Here is a 17,819-nt window from a genome sequence, read left to right as displayed (position 1 = left end):
CGGCCGGGATGAAGCGCAACCTTCGGCCCGAGCGGGTCGTCTCACCCGATAACAGGCACATGCAAGCCCGGGGGGCGAAAATGCTACGAACCAGAACTACCAGAACCGTCTGCGCGACTCTCGCGCTCGTCGGCGCCTCGCTGGGAGCCGCCGCGGTCCCGGCCGTGGCCACCCAGACCGCGCCCACCAGGACCACGGCCTGCCCCACCGGCTGGGGCAGCCTCCCCAAGACCGACACCACCGCCACCACCACACCGGTGCGGGACATCAGGACCGGCCGGCACGCCTGCTACGACCGGATGGTCGTCGACCTGCCGGGCGCGGGCCGGGGCGTCGGCTACTCCGTCCGGTACGTCGACCGTCTCCACCAGGACGGCTCGGGCCGGCACATCCCCGTCGCCGGCGGCGCCGTCCTCGAGGTGCGGGTGGCCGCCCCCGCCTACGACCCCGGCACCGGCGCCCCCACCTATCCGGCGCGCGCCGGACGCCCCCTGCCCGGCGTCGACCTGGCCGGGTACCGCACCTTCAGGGACGCCCGGTTCGCGGGCAGCTTCGAGGGCGACACCCAGATCGGCCTCGGCGTGCGCGCCCGCCTGCCGTTCCGCGTCCTGCACCTGACGGACCGCGTCGTGATCGACGTGGCCCACAGCTGGACGGGCACACGCTGAGCACGGCCGCACGGCAATGGGCGCCCCGGCCGGAAGGCGGGGGGCGCTCAGGCGTCCGGGCCGCCGGTCTCGCACACCCGGCGCGCCACGTCGCGCAGCTTGGTGTTGGTGCGCTGGGAGTGCATGCGCAGGATGTCGAAGGCCTGGTCCTCGGTGATGTGATGGCGGCCCATCAGGATGCCCATCGCCTCGCCGATCAGGTGCCGGGTGGCGATCGCCTCCTGCAGCTGGGCGTCGGTCCGTGCGGTGGCGAAGGCGACCGCCGCGTGCGAGGCCAGCAGCCAGCCCGCCGTCTCGCTGTCCTCGGTGAACATGCCGGGCTTGCGGGAGTACATGTTGAGCGCCCCCAGCTCCTCCTCCCGCGTGTACAGCAGGAACCCCATCATGCTGCCCACCCCCAGCTCCCGGCCCGCCGGCACGAAGGCGGACCAGCGGTCGTTCTTCGCCGTGAAGTCGACGATGCGGAAGACCCGGTCCTCGGTCTCCGGCCGGGCCACGTCGAAGCACGGCCCCTCCTGGAGACGTTCCTGGAGGCGATCGCTGTCGACCACCAACGGGTCCGTCGGGGCCAGCGAGCGAACACGCTTTCCCTGGAGGACGAGGATGCCGGCGGCGTCGCAGCCCTCCACGAGGTCCACGGCCGCGGTGGTGATCTGTTTCAGCGTGTCGTCGAGGGTGCCCTCCGCCAGGAGGTCACGGGCCATGGAGGCCATCTGCTGTGCGAAGCCACGCCAGTCCACCGCCGCCTCCCGGGCCGATCCGGTCCGTACCCAGCCCATGGTTGCACGCCCGCATCCGGCGTACCTCCCTCCGCACCATGTTTGAGCGACGCGTCATAGGCGACCCGGCCCCCCAGGAACACCGATCGCGAACGCGACTGGGAGTGAGTCACGGTGGCTGGAGAGCAGAAGGCCAAGGCGAAGGCCGAACAGGCCAAGGGCAAGCTCAAGGAGGCGGCGGGCCGCGCCGTGGGGAACGAGCGGCTCGAAGCCGAGGGCCGGGCCGGGCAGTCCAAGGGCGACGCGCGGCAGGCGAAGGAGAAGACGAAGGACGTCTTCAAGCACTGAGAGTTTTCTACGCACTGAAGGACGACACCGACGGACGACTCCGGGCGTGGTCCCTGCCGTGGCGGGGGCCCCGCCCGATTGTCAGTGCCGGATGCCACCCTGCCGGTATGGACGAACTGGAGTTCATGCGCGGCCGGGTCTACGGCGCGGATCACGACGATCCCGGCCCGCGCGCGGGACGGACGTACGTGGAATTGGCGGGCGGTCCGCTGGACGGCCTCCTGCTGGACGTCACGGACCGTTCGGAGACGGAACGGGGACAAGGCGTGGTCCTGCCCACCGAGATAGGGCGCTACGGAGCGGGCGGGCGTGCCGTCTACGTACCCCGCGGCACGGGGGAGCGGGTCTTCGACTGGCGCGGCGACGTGCCCTGAGCACACCGTGCCCGCGTACCGGGAAGGGCGCCGGGGCAGGGGTACGCGTAGAGCGCGGCTGTCGCGGCCTTCGCGGCCGTCGCTGCCGGCTCGGTCGTCGTGGGCGGTGCGGACACAGGAAGCGGAGGGAGCCATGGGACTCCTCTCGGACGGGGGCTCGGCAGTGCGGGACCGCATCGGCACCGCGATCCTCTCCCGGGTCGCGGGACCGGACGGACGGCACACCCGCGAGCAGATCCACGGTATGCCCGGCCCGCGCTGGTTCGGTCCCGACCGGCCCGTCCGGCGGGTGCACGGGGACGCCTCGATGTTCATCGGCGGACTCGCCGCCCTGCTGATGCAGACCCTCCACCCGCTGGCCATGGCCGCCGTGGCCGGACACTCCGGATTCCGCGGCGACCCCTGGGGCCGGCTCCAACGGACCAGCTCCTTCCTCGCCGTGACCACGTACGGCACCGCCGACAGCGCCCAGCGGGCCGTCGACCGGGTGCGTGCCGTGCACGCGACGGTGCGCGGCACCACCGCCGACGGCCAGGAGTACCGGGCGGACGACCCCCGCCTGCTGTGCTGGGTGCACATCGCCGAGGTCGACTGCTTCCTGCGCGCCCACCAGCAATACGGCGCGCGGCCCCTGGACGCCGCGGGCTGCGACGCGTACGTCGCCGACATGGCGCGCGTCGCCACCGCACTCGGCGTCGTCGACCCGCCGGTGAACCGCGCCGGACTCGACGAACGGCTGGCCGCCTACCGCGGCGACCTGCGCGCCACCCCCGAGGCACGCAGCACGGCACGCTTCCTGCTGCTCAACCCGCCCGTACCGCTCCTCGCCCGGCTGCCGTACGGCGTCCTGGCCGCCAATGCCGTGTCGCTGCTGCCGGGCTGGGCCACGCGTGCCCTGTGGCTGCCCCGCGTCCCCCCGGCCGAGGGCGTGTGCGTGCGCCCCCTGGGCACGGCCGTCACCGCGGGCATCCGCTGGGTGCTGCCGCCGCCGCGCGACGCACGGTAGCGGCGCGCCGGGGTCGCGCCGAGGGTTCCTGGTGCTGCCGCCGGTTGACCTCTCTCACAGGGGGCACTCAGTGCTGACTGGTGCCGCTGAAGGACATGGGAGGTCGTCGTGGCGGTCCGACATCGTCTGATCAGAACGAGCCCGCAGACCGTCTGGTCCGTCCTCGCGGACGGCAGCCGCTATGCCGAGTGGGTGGTGGGGACCTCGTCCTCGGAGCCGGAGCACGGCCACTGGCCCGACCTCGGCGCGGCGATCCGCTACACCGTCCGCCTGGGCCCGGTGCAGCTGTCCAACCACACGGTCGTCCGGCGCTGCGTCCGGGGCGAGACCCTGGAACTCGAGGCCCAGGCGGGGGCGCTCGGCACCGCGCGCATCGCGATCGAGCTGCGGCCCTGGGGCGAGCACTGCCTCGTCGTCGTGGACGAGCACCCGCTGCACGGCGTCGGCGGGACCTTGCACAACGTGGCCGTCGAAGCCCTCATCCAGCTGCGTCACCGCGCCATGCTGGCCCGGCTGGCGGAGCTCTGCGAGACCGAGGCCGCCGAGGAGGAGCGCCGCCGCCCCCTGGGGCAGGTGGTGACGCCGGGGCCGGACGAGGGAGCCGCCCGTGCCTGACGCGGTGGTGATCGGGGCCGGCCCCAACGGGCTCGTGGCGGCGAACGTCCTCGCCGACGCCGGCTGGAGTGTGCTCGTGCTGGAGGAGCAGCCCGAACCCGGTGGCGCGGTACGCCACGACCGGGGCGTCGACCCCGGCTTCGTCAACGACCTGTGCAGCTCCTTCTATCCGCTCGCCGCCGCCTCCCCGGTCCTCGCCGCGATGCGCCTGGAGGATCACGGGCTGCGCTGGAGCCACGCCCCGCACGTCCTCGCCCACCCGCTGACGGACGGCAGATGCGCGGTGCTCGACCGCCGGATCGACGTCACCGCCGAGTCTCTGGAAGGCTTCGCAGCCGGTGACGGAGCCGCCTGGCGCGGACTGCACCGGTTGTGGCAGCGCCTGCGGCCCGACCTGCTCGACGCGTTGTTCACGCCGTTCCCGCCCGTCCGCTCCGCGGCCCGGCTCGCCCTGCGGCTGCGCGCCGCGGGCGCGCTGCACGTTGCCCGCACCCTGCTGCTGCCGGTGCGCCGGATGGGGCAGGAGGAGTTCCGCGGCGAGGGCGGCAGACTGCTGCTGGCGGGCAACGCCCTCCACGCCGACCTCGCCCCCGAGGCGGCGGGCAGCGGCGGCTACGGCTGGCTGATGGCCATGCTCGGACAGACCTACGGCTTCCCCGTTCCGGCCGGCGGCGCGGGCGCCCTCACCGAGGCCCTGGTCCGCCGGCTGCGCACGCGTGGCGGCGAACTGCGCTGCGGGCAGCGGGCCGACCGCGTCCTGGTGCGCGACGGCCGGGCGGTGGCAGTGCGCACCGCCACCGGCGACACGGCCAGGGCCCGGCGGGCCGTCCTGGCCGATGTCGCAGTACCCGATCTTTACGGCCACCTCGTCGCCCCCGAGCACCTTCCCGGCCGGCTCCTCGACGACCTGCGGCGCTTCCAGTGGGACTTCGCCACCTTCAAGGTCGATTGGGCGCTCGGCGGCCGGGTGCCCTGGCAGACGGAGCCGGCCGTGGGTGCCGGCACCGTCCATCTGGCCGACGGTGTCGACGAACTCACCTGCTTCGCCGCCCAGATCGCCATGCGACAGGTCCCGGACCGCCCCTTCTGCCTGTTCGGCCAGATGACCACCGCTGACCCGTCCCGCTCACCCGAAGGCACCGAGTCCGCGTGGGCCTACACCCACGTCCCCCACGACATCGCCGGCGACGCCGGCCACGAAGGGCTCACCGGGAGCTGGGACACCAGGGAGCAGGAGATCATGGCCGACCGGGTCGAGCGCCAGGTCGAGCGGTTCGCGCCCGGCTTCCGCTCCCGCATCCTCGCCCGCCGCATCCTCGCCCCGCCGGCACTGCAGTCCCTCGACCGGAACCTGCACGGCGGCGCCCTCAACGGTGGCACGGCGGCCCTGCACCAGCAGCTGTTCTTCCGCCCGACCCCCGGCACCGGCCGCCCGGAGACCCCCGTGAAGGGCCTCTACCTGGCCTCCGCGGCCGCACACCCGGGCGGCGGCGTGCACGGCGCGGCGGGCGCCAACGCCGCGCGCGCCGCACTGCGCGGGCGCCTGGCACCGGGACTGTCGCAGGCCCAGCGCCTGCTCACCCGGCGGTCCGGGGAGCGGGACCACACGTGAGGCGACCGCGACCGAACAGGAACACCACGACCACAGGCGGAGGCGAGACGATGACCGGTCACGACGACGGCCCCGACCGCGCCCATCAGCGTCCCGAGGGGGTCAGCGACGAAACGGTGGCGGCCCTCGGGTCGCTGTCGAAGGCGCTGGAGACCACCGAGCGCGCCCGCGGTCACCTCTACAGCTTCCACCAGCTCACCGGCACCGCCGACCTCGAACTGGACCGCGCCGTCGAACTGCTCCGCAAGGCCGGCCACACCGACTGGGCCGAGACGGTGCGCACCCAGGTCCTCGGCCGCAACGTGATCCCCGGTCACTGGACGTTCCAGATCATTGAGGCCTACGACGCCACCTACTACCAGCCGTTCCGTGAGATCGAACGAGCCGCCGTCGACGAGCTGGCCGACGGCCGCGACCACCTCTACGAGGCCGAGATGAAGGAGGCCCGCCGCACGGTCGGCCACCCCGACCACACCGCCCGGCCCGACACCACTCCCGCCGACGGCACCCGGGACGGGGAAGGGTGACGGGGAGACGGTGAAGGCGGTGAAGGCACCACCGACGGGCCCGGGCCCCCTGCTGCACCGCACCGTGGTGGTGACCGGCGCGGCCCGGGGCATCGGTGCGGCCGTGGCGCGGGATCTGGCCCGGCGCGGTGCCCGGCTCGCGCTCCTCGGCCACGAGCCGGCCGAACTGGCGGCGGTGGCGGCCGACCTGCCCACCCCGGCGCTGGTCCACGAGGTCGACGTCACCGACGAGGCCGGGCTGCAGACCGCCGCCGCCCTGGTGCGGGCGCGCCTGGGCACACCCTCGGCCGTGGTGGCGAACGCGGGCGTCGCGGAGGGTGGCCCGTTCGCCACCTCCGACCCCGCCACATGGCGCCGGATCATCGACGTCAACCTCACCGGCAGCGCGGCGACCGCCCGAGCCTTCCTCCCGGACCTCCTCGGGACCCAGGGCTACTACCTGCAGGTCGCCTCGCTGGCCTCGTTCGGTGCCGCGCCCATGATGAGCGCCTACTGCGCCTCCAAGTCCGGCGTGGAGGCCTTTGCGCACAGCCTGCGGGCCGAAGTGGCCCACCGCGGAGTCGCCGTGGGCATCGGCTACGTCAACTGGACCGACACCGAGATGATCCGCGACGCCGACCGCTACCCCGTGCTCCGAGAACTCCGCGCCCACATGCCGCTCCCGGCGCGTCGCGTCCACCCTGCCGAGGTCGTCGCCGCACGCCTCGCCACGGCAGTCGAACACCGCAGCACGGCCGTCTACGTCCCCCGCTGGCTGCGCCTGGTCCAAGCGACGCGCGCGGTCCTGCCGCCTCTGGTCCTACGGGTGTCGCGCCGTGAACTGTCCCGTCTGGAGGCGGAGCAGCCGCTGCGGCACACGGGCCCCCTGGGCGCGGGCGGCCAGGCCGACCGGGCGGCTGTACGGCGGGACGGATGACACCGCAGACGTTCGGGGTCCTCGCGGACGTTCGGGCTTCAGCGGGCGGACGTCGCGTGCAGTACCGCTCGGTGGACCGCACGGGCCAGTCGTGCCCCCCACAGGGAGCGGGGGCCGGCGAAGGTGCAGGGCTCGTCGCCGGGGGAGGGGGCGCGGGCGGCGACGCACACCGCGTCGGTGGGCGTGCCGGAGCAGTCGTACCCGGCCTCCAGCAGCGCCTGGACCTTCGCCTCCGTGGCGGTCGCCACCGCGTTGACCAGAGCGGCATCGGTGAGCGCCGCGGGCACGGCGACGACGATGTTGATCGTGCCCGGAGCCCGCGGGCCGCCGCCCTCCTCGGCGGAGGCCGCCCAGCCGCGCACGTCGATACCGGAGGTGACGACCGCTTCCGCGCCGCCGTCGCGGGCGTGGGCGTACGCCGAGACATCGGCCGCAGTCATCAGCCCCACCCCGGGCCCCCGCACACCCGCCGCCGCGGCGAGCGCGGCGAGGTGACGGTCGGGGTCGGTGCGCCGGTAGCCGTGGGAGACCTGGGCATTGAGCACCCAGGCCCGCTCCCCGATCCCGCCCCCCAGGACGGCGCTGCTGATCATCCGCCAGCCGGGGCCGGCGACCCACAGCAGGGACCGCAGCCGCTCACCGTCCTCGGCGCGGGTGAGACGGCGCGGACGCAGCAGCCCCTCGGCGCTGCGGGGCGGTGGAACGACGGCGGTCACCGGGCGGAACTCCTCGCGGGGGTGGGACCGGCCGATCGTATGCCGCACCGCCCACCCCGCCCGCACCGGGGCCGTCACAGGCGCTCCGGCGGCGCACCTCGGCGACAGCCGTCAGCGGCAGCCGTCAGCGGTGGCCGCCGCGGAGCTTGCCCAGCAGGCGCTGCGCCTGTGCACGGCGCCGCGGATCGGCCGCGGCCCGCCGCACCTGCTCTGTCGTACGCCGCCCCTGGGGGCTCCTGGCGAATCGCTTGATGCGCTCCATCATGCTCGGCATGGGGGGCTCCTCTCCTCGCGCGTCCGTGCGCTGTGCGTGCTTGCCCTTGCCCACTGCGCCTACCCCGGCCGGCGGACTCAAGGCCTCACGTCTCACGCACCGGCGCGTACACCTCGGCACCCAGCCCGAACGTCCACGCCACCCCCTCCCGTGCCGTCCGTGTCGCCGGCGGGACGCGCAGCCAGTACGTGCGGTGGCTGCCGTCCGGCTCCGGCGTGGAATTGACGACCTCCACCATGACGACCGGCTCGTCGCCCACGAGCTCGATGCGCCACAACGTCCCCGTCGCGTCCCGGTGCACCGGCTGCGCCCCGGAGTCGGACAAGTAGCGGTCGTAGCCGTAGTACTCGAGCATCACCCGCCGCAGCTCGGCGTTCTCCTCGGCGCGGATCCGCTCGGGCGTGAGCGTGCGCAGCTCCTCGAGGAAGGCGCGCGGCACCGGCATGCCCCGCCAGGCGCAGAGCGCGAAGCCGTCGGGGAACTCCAGCGCGGGCCCCTCGCCGTGGTCGAGTCGCCCGGCCTCGTCACGGTGCAGAGCGACGGGACGTTCACACACCACCGCCACCTTCTCGAACGGCCACCACCAGCCGGCGCTGCGGCACACCCGCGCCGCACCCTCCAGCGGTGACCCGTCCCGGTCCAGCGCGGCGAGCCACGGCGCGTCGTGCTGCCCGAGCAGCGCGTCCAGCAGGATCAGCCGTATCTCCGTACGGGCCGCCCGGTCCTCCCCGGCGAGCTCGTCGAGCACCCCCGCGCGGATCCGGTCCACCAGCGCCTGCGTGGAGTCCCACAGGGCACCGCCGGTCGCCGACCAGTGCCGTGCCCAGCCCGCCGCCCCCAACTCCTGACGCAGGCGGTGCCGCTCGGCCGCCCACGGTGCCGAGCGCACCGTCTCCCGCACGCTCGCCCCGAAGCCGGTCCCCTCCCGCGCCAGTGTCACGCCCTCGCGCGGCGACCCCGCCCAGACCACCCGCTCCGGCTCCGCCAGCCCGGCGCGCCGGTACGCCAGCCGGATGCCCTCCTCCGCCGCCGCACGGTCGGCGGGCACGGCGGCCGAGGCCCACTCCCGCCAGCGCGCCACCCCGTCCCCGGCACCGACCGGCTGATCCGTCACCGTCACCGTCGTCGTGACCGTCGATGTCATCCTCGAACTCCCCCTGCTCATCCGCCCTGTCCGTCCCTGCCGCCGCCCTCGCCGCCCAGCGCCGTTCCGCGCCCGTCAGTCGGCCACGAGCCGGACGGAACCCGGCACGTACTCGCGTTGCCGGATCACTCGGTACCAGCCCTCGGGCAGCGCTATCGCGGCATGCTCCTCGTGGACCACCCGGCCGCCGTCCGGCAGATGCAGCAGCAGCGGCCCGAACGGGCCCGGCTCGCGGACGAGTTCGCCGCGGCCCACCACCGCGTGCGCATGCCCGGTGACCTCTCCCAGCGCCAGCACGAGCCGGCCCCGGGCGTCCCGCGGCTCCTTCGGCGCGTCCGCGACGTGGGACGGCACCGCCTCGTCGGCGACGGGCACGATCAGCACGTCTCCCTGCCGGTACATGGGTCTCCCCTCCGCTCCGGCGCCCAGCGCTCCGGAGCCCATGCCGCAGACAGTACGAGCGGCCACTGACAATCGGCCCCGGAGACGGACCGTCACCCGCCCCGCCGCCGGGCGTTGTCAGTCGCTGTTGGTAGAACTGGGCTCTCACGCGATCCGTCGCACGTCAGGAGCAGCCGGTATGACCATCCATGGCCACCTCGAGAAGCTGTACGGCCTGCCTGCCTTCACGTTTCCGGGGCCGGAGGACGAGTCGGAGCTGCCCGAGCCCGACGCCGTCGCCTGGCGCGTCACGAGCGACGTGTACGACGCGGACGAGGAGTGGGAGGCGGCCTTCGCCCGGTTCTGCTCCGCGGTCGACACGACCAGGGTGCGGGCCCTGATCGTCGGTGCCTGGCAGGAGGCGTACGACTCGGACCCCTCCGGCGTCATCGATGCCCTGCTGGCCGCGCGTGACCGGCTGCCCGCGCTGCGCGCGCTGTTCCTCGGCGACATCGTGATGGAGGAGTGCGAGATCTCCTGGATCAACCAGACCGACGTCACCCCGCTGCCGGCCGGCTTCCCCGCCCTGGAGGAGTTCGCCGTGCGCGGCGGCACGGGACTGCGGTTCCCGGCCCTGCGCCACGAAGCGCTGCGCAGCCTCACCATGGAGACCGGCGGCCTGCCGGTGGACGTTGTGCGTGGCGTCGGCGCCAGCGACCTGCCCGCCCTGGAACACCTCGACCTGTGGCTCGGCACCTCGTGGTACGGCGCCGACAGCGAGGCCGCCGACCTGGAGCCCATCCTGTCCGGCGCCCGGCTGCCCCGGCTGCGCCACCTGGCGCTGCGCAACAGCGAGATCCAGGACGAGGTCGCCGCCGCCGTCGCCTCCGCCCCCGTGGTCGCCCGCCTCGACGTGCTCGACCTGTCCATGGGCACCCTCGGGGACGACGGTGCCGCCGCCCTCCTCGGCGGTCAGCCCCTCACCCACCTCAAGAAGCTCGACCTGCACCACAACTACATCAGCGAGCCGCTGCGGCAGCGTATACGGGAGACGCTCGAACCGGCCGGGGTCGAGGTGGACCTCGACCAGGACGACGCCGACTTCGACAAGGACGACGACGGCACGGTCCACCGCTACGTCGCCGTGGGGGAGTGACACGACCGGTGAGGTTCGCCGTCGTGGGGAACCCCGGCAACCGCAGGGTCGCGCTCTTCGCCGACGCCGTACGCGCGGCGGGCCTCGCCACGCCGCGCGTCGTGCCCTGGCTGGACGTCCTGCGCGCGGGCGGCGCCGACTTCGACGCCGACGAGATCGTCCGGCTCGATTCGCCCGGCGAGCATCCCGAGGTCGACGGACTCCTGCGCGGCATCCCGGAGGCGACCCGTGTCGAGGGCACGGGACGCTGGTACGCGCGGTTCACGCGGGCCGTTCGCTCGCTGCGCGGCGGAGTCCGCCTCGACGACGCCGGTGAACTGGCCGTGATGTTCGACAAGCGGCGCTGCCACGCCACCCTCGCCGCGGCGGGCGTACCGGTGCCCGACTCGCCCACGTCGGGGCCCGCGGCGGCGCGGATCACGGGCTGGGACGACGTGCGCGCGGTCATGCGTGCCCACCGGATGCCGAGGCTGTTCGTCAAGCTCGCGCACGGCTCCTCGGCCTCCGGTGTGCTCGCCGTCGAGTCGTCGGCCGGCGACCGCATCAGAGCCACCACATCGGTCGAACTCGCCCCGGACGGGCGGCTGTTCAACTCCCTGCGGGTGCGCCGCTACGAACGGGAGCGGGACGTCGCCGCCATCGTCGACCGGCTGGCCCCCGACGGGCTGCATCTCGAACGCTGGCTGCCCAAGGCCGCCGTCCGGGGCCGGGTCGCCGACCTGCGGGTCCTGGTGGTGGCGGGCCGGGCCACCCACGCGGTGGAACGCACCAGCACCTCACCGCTGACCAACCTTCACCTCGGCGGCAGCCGCGGCGACCTCGACGCGGTCCGTGACGCCGTCGAGACGGCGGGCGGGCGCTGGGCCGACGTGCTCGCCGTGTGCGAGCGCGCGGCGGCCTGCTTCCCGCGCACCCTGTGCGTGGGCGTCGATCTCCTCCCGGCCGTCGGCTGGCGCCGGTTCGCGGTCGGCGAGGTCAACGCATTCGGTGACCTGCTGCCCCGCCTCACCGGCCTGCCGGGCAGCGGCGCGGAGGGGCTCGACACCTATGCCGCCCAGGTGGCGGCGGTCCGACACCGGCACCAGCGGCACCACCGGCACGAGCACCACCACCAGCACAGAACAGGAACCACCCATGTCAGCGCCTGACCCGACGACCCAGCCGGACATGAACGAGATCGTCGGCAGCCACGACATCCTCCTCGTCACCCTCGACACCCTGCGCTTCGACGTCGCGGCCGAGCTCGCCGCGGCGGGCCGCATCCCGAACCTGGCCCGCCATCTGCCCGGCGGACACTGGGAGAAGCGGCACGCCCCGGGCAGCTTCACCTACGCCTCGCACCAGGCGATCTTCGCCGGGTTCCTCCCGACCCCCGCCGCCCCCGGCCCGCACCCGCGCCTGTTCGCGGCCCGCTTCGCCGGCAGCGAGACCACGGCCGAGGGCACCTTCGTCCACGACACCCCGGATCTGGTCGCGGGCCTGGCGAAGGAGGGCTACCGCACCGTGTGCATCGGCGGAGTCGGCTTCTTCAACAAGCAGGGCCCGCTCGGCTCGGTCCTGCCCGGACTGTTCCAGGAGTCCCACTGGCAGCCCGAGTTCGGCGTCACCTCGCCCACGTCCTTCGAGTCCCAGGTGGCCTGCGCGGAACGGGTCGTACGTGACCTTCCGCCCGAGCAGCGGCTGTTCCTCTTCGTCAACGTCGCCGCCCTGCACCAGCCCAACTGGTTCCACCTGCCCGGCGCGACCCGCGAGTCCGGCGACACCCGCGCCTCGCACGCCGCCGCACTGGAGTACGTCGACCGGCACATCGGCCGCCTGTTCGCCGCGGTGAGCGGCAGGCGCCGCTGCTTCGCCATCGTCTGCTCCGACCACGGCACCGCCTACGGCGACGACGGCTACACCGGCCATCGCATCGGCCACGAGTCGGTGTGGACCGTGCCCTACGCCCACTTCTTCCTGGACCACACCCCCGCCGAGGCCGCCCGATGACCACCGCCACCCCACCGCAGCCGCCCCGCACGGCCGGCGTGCAGCCGACCAGCCCGTACCAGGCTTACGTCTACGCCTACCCCCACAAGACCGCCTACCGCCCGCTGACCGACCGCCCCCGGCTGAGCTCCCTGTGGGCCGCCGAGCCCAAGGACGCCCTCTCCCTCTATCTGCACATCCCGTTCTGCGAGGTCCGCTGCGGCTTCTGCAACCTGTTCACCCGCATCGGCGCGCCGGACGGCCTCACCGGCGCCTACCTCGACGCGCTCGACCGGCAGGCGACGGCGGTACGCGCGGCGCTCGGCGAGCGGGAGCCCGTCCATTTCGCCACGGCGGCCTTCGGCGGCGGCACCCCCACCTTCCTCACCGCCGCCGAACTGGAGCGGCTGTGCGACATCGCCGAGCACCGGATGGGCGCCCGTCTCGGCGCGATCCCGCTGTCCGTGGAGGCCTCGCCCGCCACCGCCACCGCCGACCGGCTGGAGGTGCTCGCCGCACGCGGCACCACCCGGCTCAGCCTCGGCGTGCAGAGCTTCGACGACACCGAAGCACGTGCCGCCGTACGCCCCCAGCGCCGCGTCGACGTCGAGGCGGCACTCGGCCGCATCCGCGACGCCCGCGTCCCCGTCCTCAACATCGACCTGATCTACGGCATCGACGGCCAGACGGAACGCACCTGGCTGCGCTCCCTGGACGCGGCACTCGCCTGGCGCCCCGAGGAGCTCTACCTCTACCCGCTCTACATACGCCCCCTGACCGGCCTCGGCCGCCGCGCCACCGGCCCCGACCCGGCCTGGGACGAACAGCGGCTGCGCCTGTACCGCCTCGGCCGCGACCATCTCCTCGCGCACGGCTACGAGCAGCGGTCCATGCGCATGTTCCGCCGCACGGACGCACCGCCCCAGGGCGCGGACGACTACGCCTGCCAGACCGACGGCATGATCGGCCTCGGCTGCGGCGCCCGCTCCTACACCGCCGGGCTGCACTACTCCTTCGACTACGCCGTCGGCATGCACGAGATCCGCGGCATCATCGACGACTACGTCGCACGCCCGGCCGCCGACTTCGGCCACGCCGAGTACGGCCGCCGGATCGACACCGACGAGGCCCGCCGCCGTCATCTCCTGCAGTCCCTGCTCCAGGCCGACGGCCTCGATGTCGCCGACTACGCGCGCCGCTTCGGCGGCCGCACCCCGAGTGACGACTTCCCGGCCGAGCTGTCCCGGTTCGCCGACCGCGGCTGGCTTCAGGACCACGGTCCGCACGCGGCCCGCCTGCGTCTGACGCCCGAGGGCCTGGCCCACTCCGACGCCGTCGGCCCGGAGCTGTTCTCCCCGGCCGTGCGCGCCGCCATGGCCGCCTACGAGCGGAAGTGACCCACCCCGATGGACCTGACCCTCCTCTACCGGGGCCCGCTCGCGTCCTGCGACTACGACTGCCCGTACTGCCCCTTCGCCAAGCGCCGCGACAGCGGGGAGCAACTGCGCACCGACCGCGCCTGCCTGGAACGCTTCGCCGACTGGGCCGGCGCGCAGACCACCGACCGCCTGTCGCTGCTGTTCACCCCCTGGGGCGAGGGCCTGGTCCGCTCCTGGTACCGCCGCACCCTCACCGAGCTGTCCCACCAGCCGCACATCCGGCGCGTCGCCATCCAGACCAACCTCAGCTGCCGCACCGACTGGCTCGCCGGTGCCGACCTCGACACCCTCGCCCTGTGGTGCACGTACCACCCCGGCCAGACCCCGTACGACCGCTTCCTCGGCAAATGCCGGGAACTCGCCCTTCTCGGCGCCCGGTTCAGCGTCGGCATCGTCGGCCTGCCCGAGCACCTCGACGCGGCCAGGCGACTGCGTGCCGACCTGCCGGACCAGGTGTACCTGTGGGTCAACGCGGCGGAGGGCCGCACCTACGACGACGCCGAGGCCGCCGTGTGGACCGCGCTGGACCCGCTGTTCCCCTACAGCCGCCGCCCGCACGCCAGCGCCGGGCTGCCCTGCCGCACCGGTGAGTCCGTGATCTCGGTCGACGGTGAAGGCACCGTCCGCCGCTGCCACTTCGTCCGCGCCGAGCTGGGCAACCTCTACGACGGCACCTACCGCGGGGCCCTGCGCCCGCGCCCCTGCCCGCTGACCACCTGCGACTGCCACATCGGCTATGTGCACCTGGAGACGCTGCCGCTGTACGACGTGTTCGCCGGCGGCGTCCTGGAACGCATCCCGGAGACGCTCCCGCCGCACACCTCGTCGGCCCCGACGGGTTTGCCCCGGGAATCGGAGGCAAGTCGGTGTCCATGAGTGAACAGAACAAGAACACACAAGCGAAGAACGCGGCGACCGGCGCCACCGCCTCCAAGGCCCGTCAGGCCACGGACAAGGCGACCGCCCCGGCCGAGCGGGCGGCGAAGAACGCCGGGTCCAAGGCGACTGACACCGCGTCAGCGGCCGCGTCCGGCACCCAGCGCGCGGCCCAGGCCGCCGAGGCCGCCGCGCAGAGCGCGGTCAAGGGCGTCGAAGGCGCCGCGCAGACCGCGGCCAAGGGCGTCGAGGCGGGCCGCCGCGCGGTCGTCGCGACCTCCGGTCAGGTCGCCGCCGGCGCCAAGACCGCCTGGACCGTCATAGCCAACCGCAAGCTCGTCGCCGCCGGTGTCGGTGCGGGACTGACCGCTCTGAGCGCCGCCTCCTACGCGGTCGGCCGGCGCGCGGAACGCCACGCGCACGGCCCCCTCACGAGGATGACCGGCGGCCGGATCTGACCGCCGGCCGCGCCGGCACCGGCACCTGCGACGCCCGGTCGGACGGGCGCCAGGGGGCCCGCTCGCGCGAAACGTCCCTGACAAGGAAAGATGTCTCCGCAGGAGAAGAATCAACCCATGCGGAGGAGTGGGCACATGCAGCACGAGCGAGCGGGCGGCCCGGCCGGCCCCGAGGATCTCGTCGACGTCGCTCGGCTGGTCACGGCGTACTACGCGTTGCACCCCGATCCGGAGGACGCCGGTCAGCGCGTCACGTTCGGGACGTCGGGACACCGTGGCTCGTCCCTGGCGGCCGCGTTCAACGAGGACCACATCGCCGCGACCAGCCAGGCCATCTGCGAGTACCGCGCCGAGCAGGGCACCGACGGTCCCCTGTTCCTCGGCGCCGACACCCACGCGCTGTCCGAGCCCGCGCGGATCACCGCGCTGGAGGTGTTCGCGGCCAACGACGTCACGGTGCTCATCGACGCGGCCGACGGCTACACGCCCACCCCGGCGGTCTCCCACGCGATCCTCACCCACAACCGGGGCCGCACCAGCGGCCTCGCGGACGGCGTGGTCGTCACCCCGTCCCACAACCCGCCCGCCGACGGCGGCTTCAAGTACAACCCGCCGAGCGGCGGCCCCGCGGGCTCGGAGGCGACCACCTGGATCCAGGACCGCGCCAACGACATCATCCGCGGCGGTCTGAAGGACGTCCGCCGCATCCCCTACGCCCGCGCGCTCGCCGCACCCGGCACCGGCCGCCACGACTTCCTCGGCACCTACGTCACCGACCTGCCGAACGTGCTCGACCTGGACGCGATCCGGGCGGCCGGCGTGCGCATCGGTGCCGACCCGCTGGGCGGGGCGTCCCTGGCCTACTGGGGCCGGATCGCCGAGCAGCACGGCATCGACCTGACCGTGGTCAACCCGCTCACCGACCCCACCTGGCGGTTCATGACGCTGGACTGGGACGGCAAGATCCGCATGGACTGCTCCTCCCCGTACGCGATGGCCTCGCTCATCGAGCAGCGCGACCGCTTCGGGATCGCCACCGGCAACGACGCCGACGCCGACCGGCACGGCATCGTCACCCCGGACGCCGGCCTGATGAACCCCAACCACTACCTCGCCACCGCCATCAACTACCTCTACGCCCACCGGGAGCAGTGGCCGGCCGGGGCCGGGGTGGGCAAGACGCTGGTGTCCTCCGCGATGATCGACCGGGTCGCCGCCGACCTGGGACGTGAACTGGTCGAGGTGCCCGTCGGGTTCAAGTGGTTCGTGGACGGACTGGTCGGCGGCACCCTCGGCTTCGGCGGGGAGGAGTCCGCCGGGGCGTCCTTCCTGCGCCGTGACGGCTCGGTGTGGACCACCGACAAGGACGGCATCATCCTCGCGCTGCTCGCCTCCGAGATCACGGCGGTCACCGGCAGGACCCCCTCGGAGCACTACGCCGGCCTCACCTCCCGCTTCGGCGAGCCCGCCTACGAGCGCATCGACGCCCCGGCGACCCGCGAGGAGAAGGCGAAGCTCGCCAAGCTGTCGCCCGCCCAGGTCACCGCCGACACCCTGGCCGGTGAAGCGGTCACCTCGGTGCTCACCGAGGCTCCGGGCAACGGCGCCCCGATCGGCGGGATCAAGGTGACCACGGACAGTGCCTGGTTCGCGGCCCGCCCCTCGGGCACCGAGGACGTGTACAAGATCTACGCCGAGTCCTTCCAGGGCCCCGACCACCTCCGCCAGGTGCAGGAGGAGGCGAAGACGGTGGTCCTCGCCGCCCTGAACGGCTGAGCCCCCGGCGCGCGGGCCGGTCGGCGCCGTCCGTCAGCCGGCCTGCACCGCGGACCCGGAGGGAGAAGGGCTGACGGCACGGGCCGGCAGGGACGTGGCCGTCGGCAGGTCCGCGGGGACGTCCTCCGACTGCTGCAGCACGGTGTCGCCGGGCCCCTCCGGCCGGCCGCCCCCGCCCGTGGAGAGCTGGGCCCAGGCGCCGAGCACCAGCGCGATCGCGACGGCCGTACCGGCGACCCGGCACACACGGCGCAGCCGGGCGCGGCCGTCCAGGTCCCGCCAGGCCGGGCCCTCCCACGGGTCGTCGGGGCGCCACAGATCGCCGACCGCGTCCGCCGCGTCGTACCCCGTACCGTCGTCGGCGGCGCGCGGCGGCTGCGGGCGGTGCCCCGCCGCCCGCTGCCGCGCGGAGGGTTCCCTGGGCGCGGAGGCGCGGATGGCGTGTTCGTCGTCGGTGAGGAACCGCTGCCAGACGTCCTCCGGCAGCAAGGGTCCGCCGCCCGGCTCCTCGGGCGTCCCGCCGTCCTCCGGCCGCTGCGCGGTCACGTCCGTCCTTCCCCTCTCGTGCCGGTGCTCGGGCAGGATCATGGCACAGCGCGAATTCACCGGAACAGCGACCCGGACCCGCACCCGGAGCGGACCGGGACCCGGACCGCGGACATCACCGGAAGCTGACGTTGCGCCGACTCCGCTTCGCACCACCGGTCCCGCGTGCCACTCTGGTTGCGCCACCGAGCACCGCGGCATACGGGGAAGCGGCTGCCGCGGGCCGGCGCCCCGGGCAGCGACCTGTCCGGGGCGCCGGGCGGTGTCGCGAGCGTGCGCGACAGGCACCGCCGAGGCCCC

Annotated in this window: 21 protein-coding genes; 15 read left to right on the top strand and 6 right to left on the bottom strand. The window is 74.1% G+C overall.

The genetic code is table 11. The features are described 5' to 3' along the window. The first annotated feature begins 80 nt into the window (after positions 1–80). Positions 81–668, top strand: a complete 588-nt coding sequence (locus AB0412_RS23880; protein ID WP_366404602.1) for a hypothetical protein — start codon at positions 81–83, stop codon at positions 666–668. 47 nt (positions 669–715) lie between these two features. Here AB0412_RS23880 and AB0412_RS23875 read toward each other — a convergent pair whose 3' ends face one another. Further along, positions 716–1,447: a GAF and ANTAR domain-containing protein gene (locus tag AB0412_RS23875; RefSeq protein ID WP_366404601.1), complete on the bottom strand. Its 732-nt coding sequence runs from the start codon at positions 1,445–1,447 to the stop codon at positions 716–718. Between the two features lie 114 nt (positions 1,448–1,561). Here AB0412_RS23875 and AB0412_RS23870 point away from each other — a divergent pair, with 114 nt between their 5' ends. The 7 genes from AB0412_RS23870 (at position 1,562) to AB0412_RS23840 (ending at position 6,785) form a co-directional block, all read left to right on the top strand. Beyond that, entirely contained in the window at positions 1,562–1,735 is a 174-nt protein-coding gene (locus AB0412_RS23870) for a CsbD family protein (RefSeq protein ID WP_366404600.1), read from the top strand. 107 nt (positions 1,736–1,842) lie between these two features. Further along, positions 1,843–2,109, top strand: a complete 267-nt coding sequence (locus tag AB0412_RS23865; RefSeq protein ID WP_366404599.1) for a hypothetical protein — start codon at positions 1,843–1,845, stop codon at positions 2,107–2,109. Positions 2,110–2,242: 133 nt separating this feature from the next. Beyond that, positions 2,243–3,115: an oxygenase MpaB family protein gene (locus AB0412_RS23860; RefSeq protein ID WP_366404598.1), complete on the top strand. Its 873-nt coding sequence runs from the start codon at positions 2,243–2,245 to the stop codon at positions 3,113–3,115. 108 nt (positions 3,116–3,223) lie between these two features. Further along, positions 3,224–3,730: an SRPBCC family protein gene (locus AB0412_RS23855; protein WP_366404597.1), complete on the top strand. Its 507-nt coding sequence runs from the start codon at positions 3,224–3,226 to the stop codon at positions 3,728–3,730. Next, positions 3,723–5,342, top strand: coding sequence for an NAD(P)/FAD-dependent oxidoreductase (locus AB0412_RS23850; RefSeq protein WP_366404596.1), 1,620 nt, complete (start codon positions 3,723–3,725; stop codon positions 5,340–5,342). Before AB0412_RS23855 ends, AB0412_RS23850 begins: the two co-directional genes overlap by 8 nt. A 50-nt stretch (positions 5,343–5,392) precedes the next feature. Then, positions 5,393–5,869, top strand: a complete 477-nt coding sequence (locus AB0412_RS23845) for a hypothetical protein (RefSeq protein ID WP_366404595.1) — start codon at positions 5,393–5,395, stop codon at positions 5,867–5,869. A 19-nt stretch (positions 5,870–5,888) separates the two neighbouring features. Next, entirely contained in the window at positions 5,889–6,785 is an 897-nt protein-coding gene (locus tag AB0412_RS23840; protein WP_366404594.1) for an SDR family oxidoreductase, read from the top strand. A 38-nt stretch (positions 6,786–6,823) separates the two neighbouring features. Here the strand turns inward: AB0412_RS23840 and AB0412_RS23835 are convergent, their stop codons facing one another. The 4 genes from AB0412_RS23835 to AB0412_RS23820 all read right to left on the bottom strand — a co-directional run bounded on the left by AB0412_RS23835 (position 6,824) and on the right by AB0412_RS23820 (position 9,321). Then, positions 6,824–7,501, bottom strand: coding sequence for an adenosylcobinamide amidohydrolase (locus tag AB0412_RS23835; RefSeq protein ID WP_366404593.1), 678 nt, complete (start codon positions 7,499–7,501; stop codon positions 6,824–6,826). 124 nt (positions 7,502–7,625) lie between these two features. Beyond that, on the bottom strand, positions 7,626–7,775 hold the full coding sequence (locus AB0412_RS23830) for a hypothetical protein (RefSeq protein ID WP_366404592.1): 150 nt from the start codon (positions 7,773–7,775) through the stop codon (positions 7,626–7,628). 85 nt (positions 7,776–7,860) lie between these two features. Next, positions 7,861–8,919, bottom strand: a complete 1,059-nt coding sequence (locus AB0412_RS23825; RefSeq protein WP_366404591.1) for a DUF6745 domain-containing protein — start codon at positions 8,917–8,919, stop codon at positions 7,861–7,863. A 75-nt stretch (positions 8,920–8,994) separates the two neighbouring features. Next, complete coding sequence (locus AB0412_RS23820) at positions 8,995–9,321, bottom strand: hypothetical protein (protein WP_366404590.1); 327 nt, start codon at positions 9,319–9,321, stop codon at positions 8,995–8,997. Between the two features lie 178 nt (positions 9,322–9,499). Here AB0412_RS23820 and AB0412_RS23815 point away from each other — a divergent pair, with 178 nt between their 5' ends. The 7 genes from AB0412_RS23815 (at position 9,500) to pgm (ending at position 16,973) form a co-directional block, all read left to right on the top strand. Further along, the gene (locus AB0412_RS23815; RefSeq protein ID WP_366404589.1) at positions 9,500–10,456 is read left to right on the top strand and encodes an STM4015 family protein; all 957 of its coding nucleotides are present in this window, start codon (positions 9,500–9,502) and stop codon (positions 10,454–10,456) included. A gap of 8 nt (positions 10,457–10,464) precedes the next feature. Beyond that, entirely contained in the window at positions 10,465–11,604 is a 1,140-nt protein-coding gene (locus tag AB0412_RS23810) for an STM4014 family protein (protein WP_366404588.1), read from the top strand. Positions 11,605–11,623: 19 nt separating this feature from the next. Continuing rightward, positions 11,624–12,445 carry an STM4013/SEN3800 family hydrolase gene (locus AB0412_RS23805; protein WP_366404664.1) on the top strand — a complete coding sequence of 274 codons (822 nt, stop codon included), beginning with the start codon at positions 11,624–11,626 and terminating at the stop codon, positions 12,443–12,445. After that, positions 12,442–13,821 carry an STM4012 family radical SAM protein gene (locus tag AB0412_RS23800; RefSeq protein ID WP_366404587.1) on the top strand — a complete coding sequence of 460 codons (1,380 nt, stop codon included), beginning with the start codon at positions 12,442–12,444 and terminating at the stop codon, positions 13,819–13,821. The genes AB0412_RS23805 and AB0412_RS23800 overlap by 4 nt, the downstream gene beginning before the upstream one ends. Positions 13,822–13,830: 9 nt before the next feature. Continuing rightward, positions 13,831–14,739 (top strand): STM4011 family radical SAM protein, encoded by a 909-nt coding sequence (locus AB0412_RS23795; RefSeq protein WP_366404586.1) that lies wholly within the window; start codon positions 13,831–13,833, stop codon positions 14,737–14,739. Next, positions 14,736–15,197, top strand: coding sequence for a hypothetical protein (locus AB0412_RS23790; protein WP_366404585.1), 462 nt, complete (start codon positions 14,736–14,738; stop codon positions 15,195–15,197). Before AB0412_RS23795 ends, AB0412_RS23790 begins: the two co-directional genes overlap by 4 nt. A 135-nt stretch (positions 15,198–15,332) precedes the next feature. Next, entirely contained in the window at positions 15,333–16,973 is a 1,641-nt protein-coding gene (gene pgm, locus AB0412_RS23785) for a phosphoglucomutase (alpha-D-glucose-1,6-bisphosphate-dependent) (RefSeq protein WP_366404584.1), read from the top strand. Positions 16,974–17,006: 33 nt separating this feature from the next. Here the strand turns inward: pgm and AB0412_RS23780 are convergent, their stop codons facing one another. Then, positions 17,007–17,519, bottom strand: a complete 513-nt coding sequence (locus tag AB0412_RS23780; RefSeq protein ID WP_366404583.1) for a hypothetical protein — start codon at positions 17,517–17,519, stop codon at positions 17,007–17,009. Positions 17,520–17,819: the final 300 nt, after the last annotated feature.

Source organism: Streptomyces sp. NPDC052012, assembly GCF_040689265.1.
In the GTDB taxonomy this organism is placed as follows: domain Bacteria; phylum Actinomycetota; class Actinomycetes; order Streptomycetales; family Streptomycetaceae; genus Streptomyces.
The sequence above is the reverse complement of the archived record's forward strand: the minus strand, read 5'-3'. Positions and strand labels throughout refer to the sequence as shown.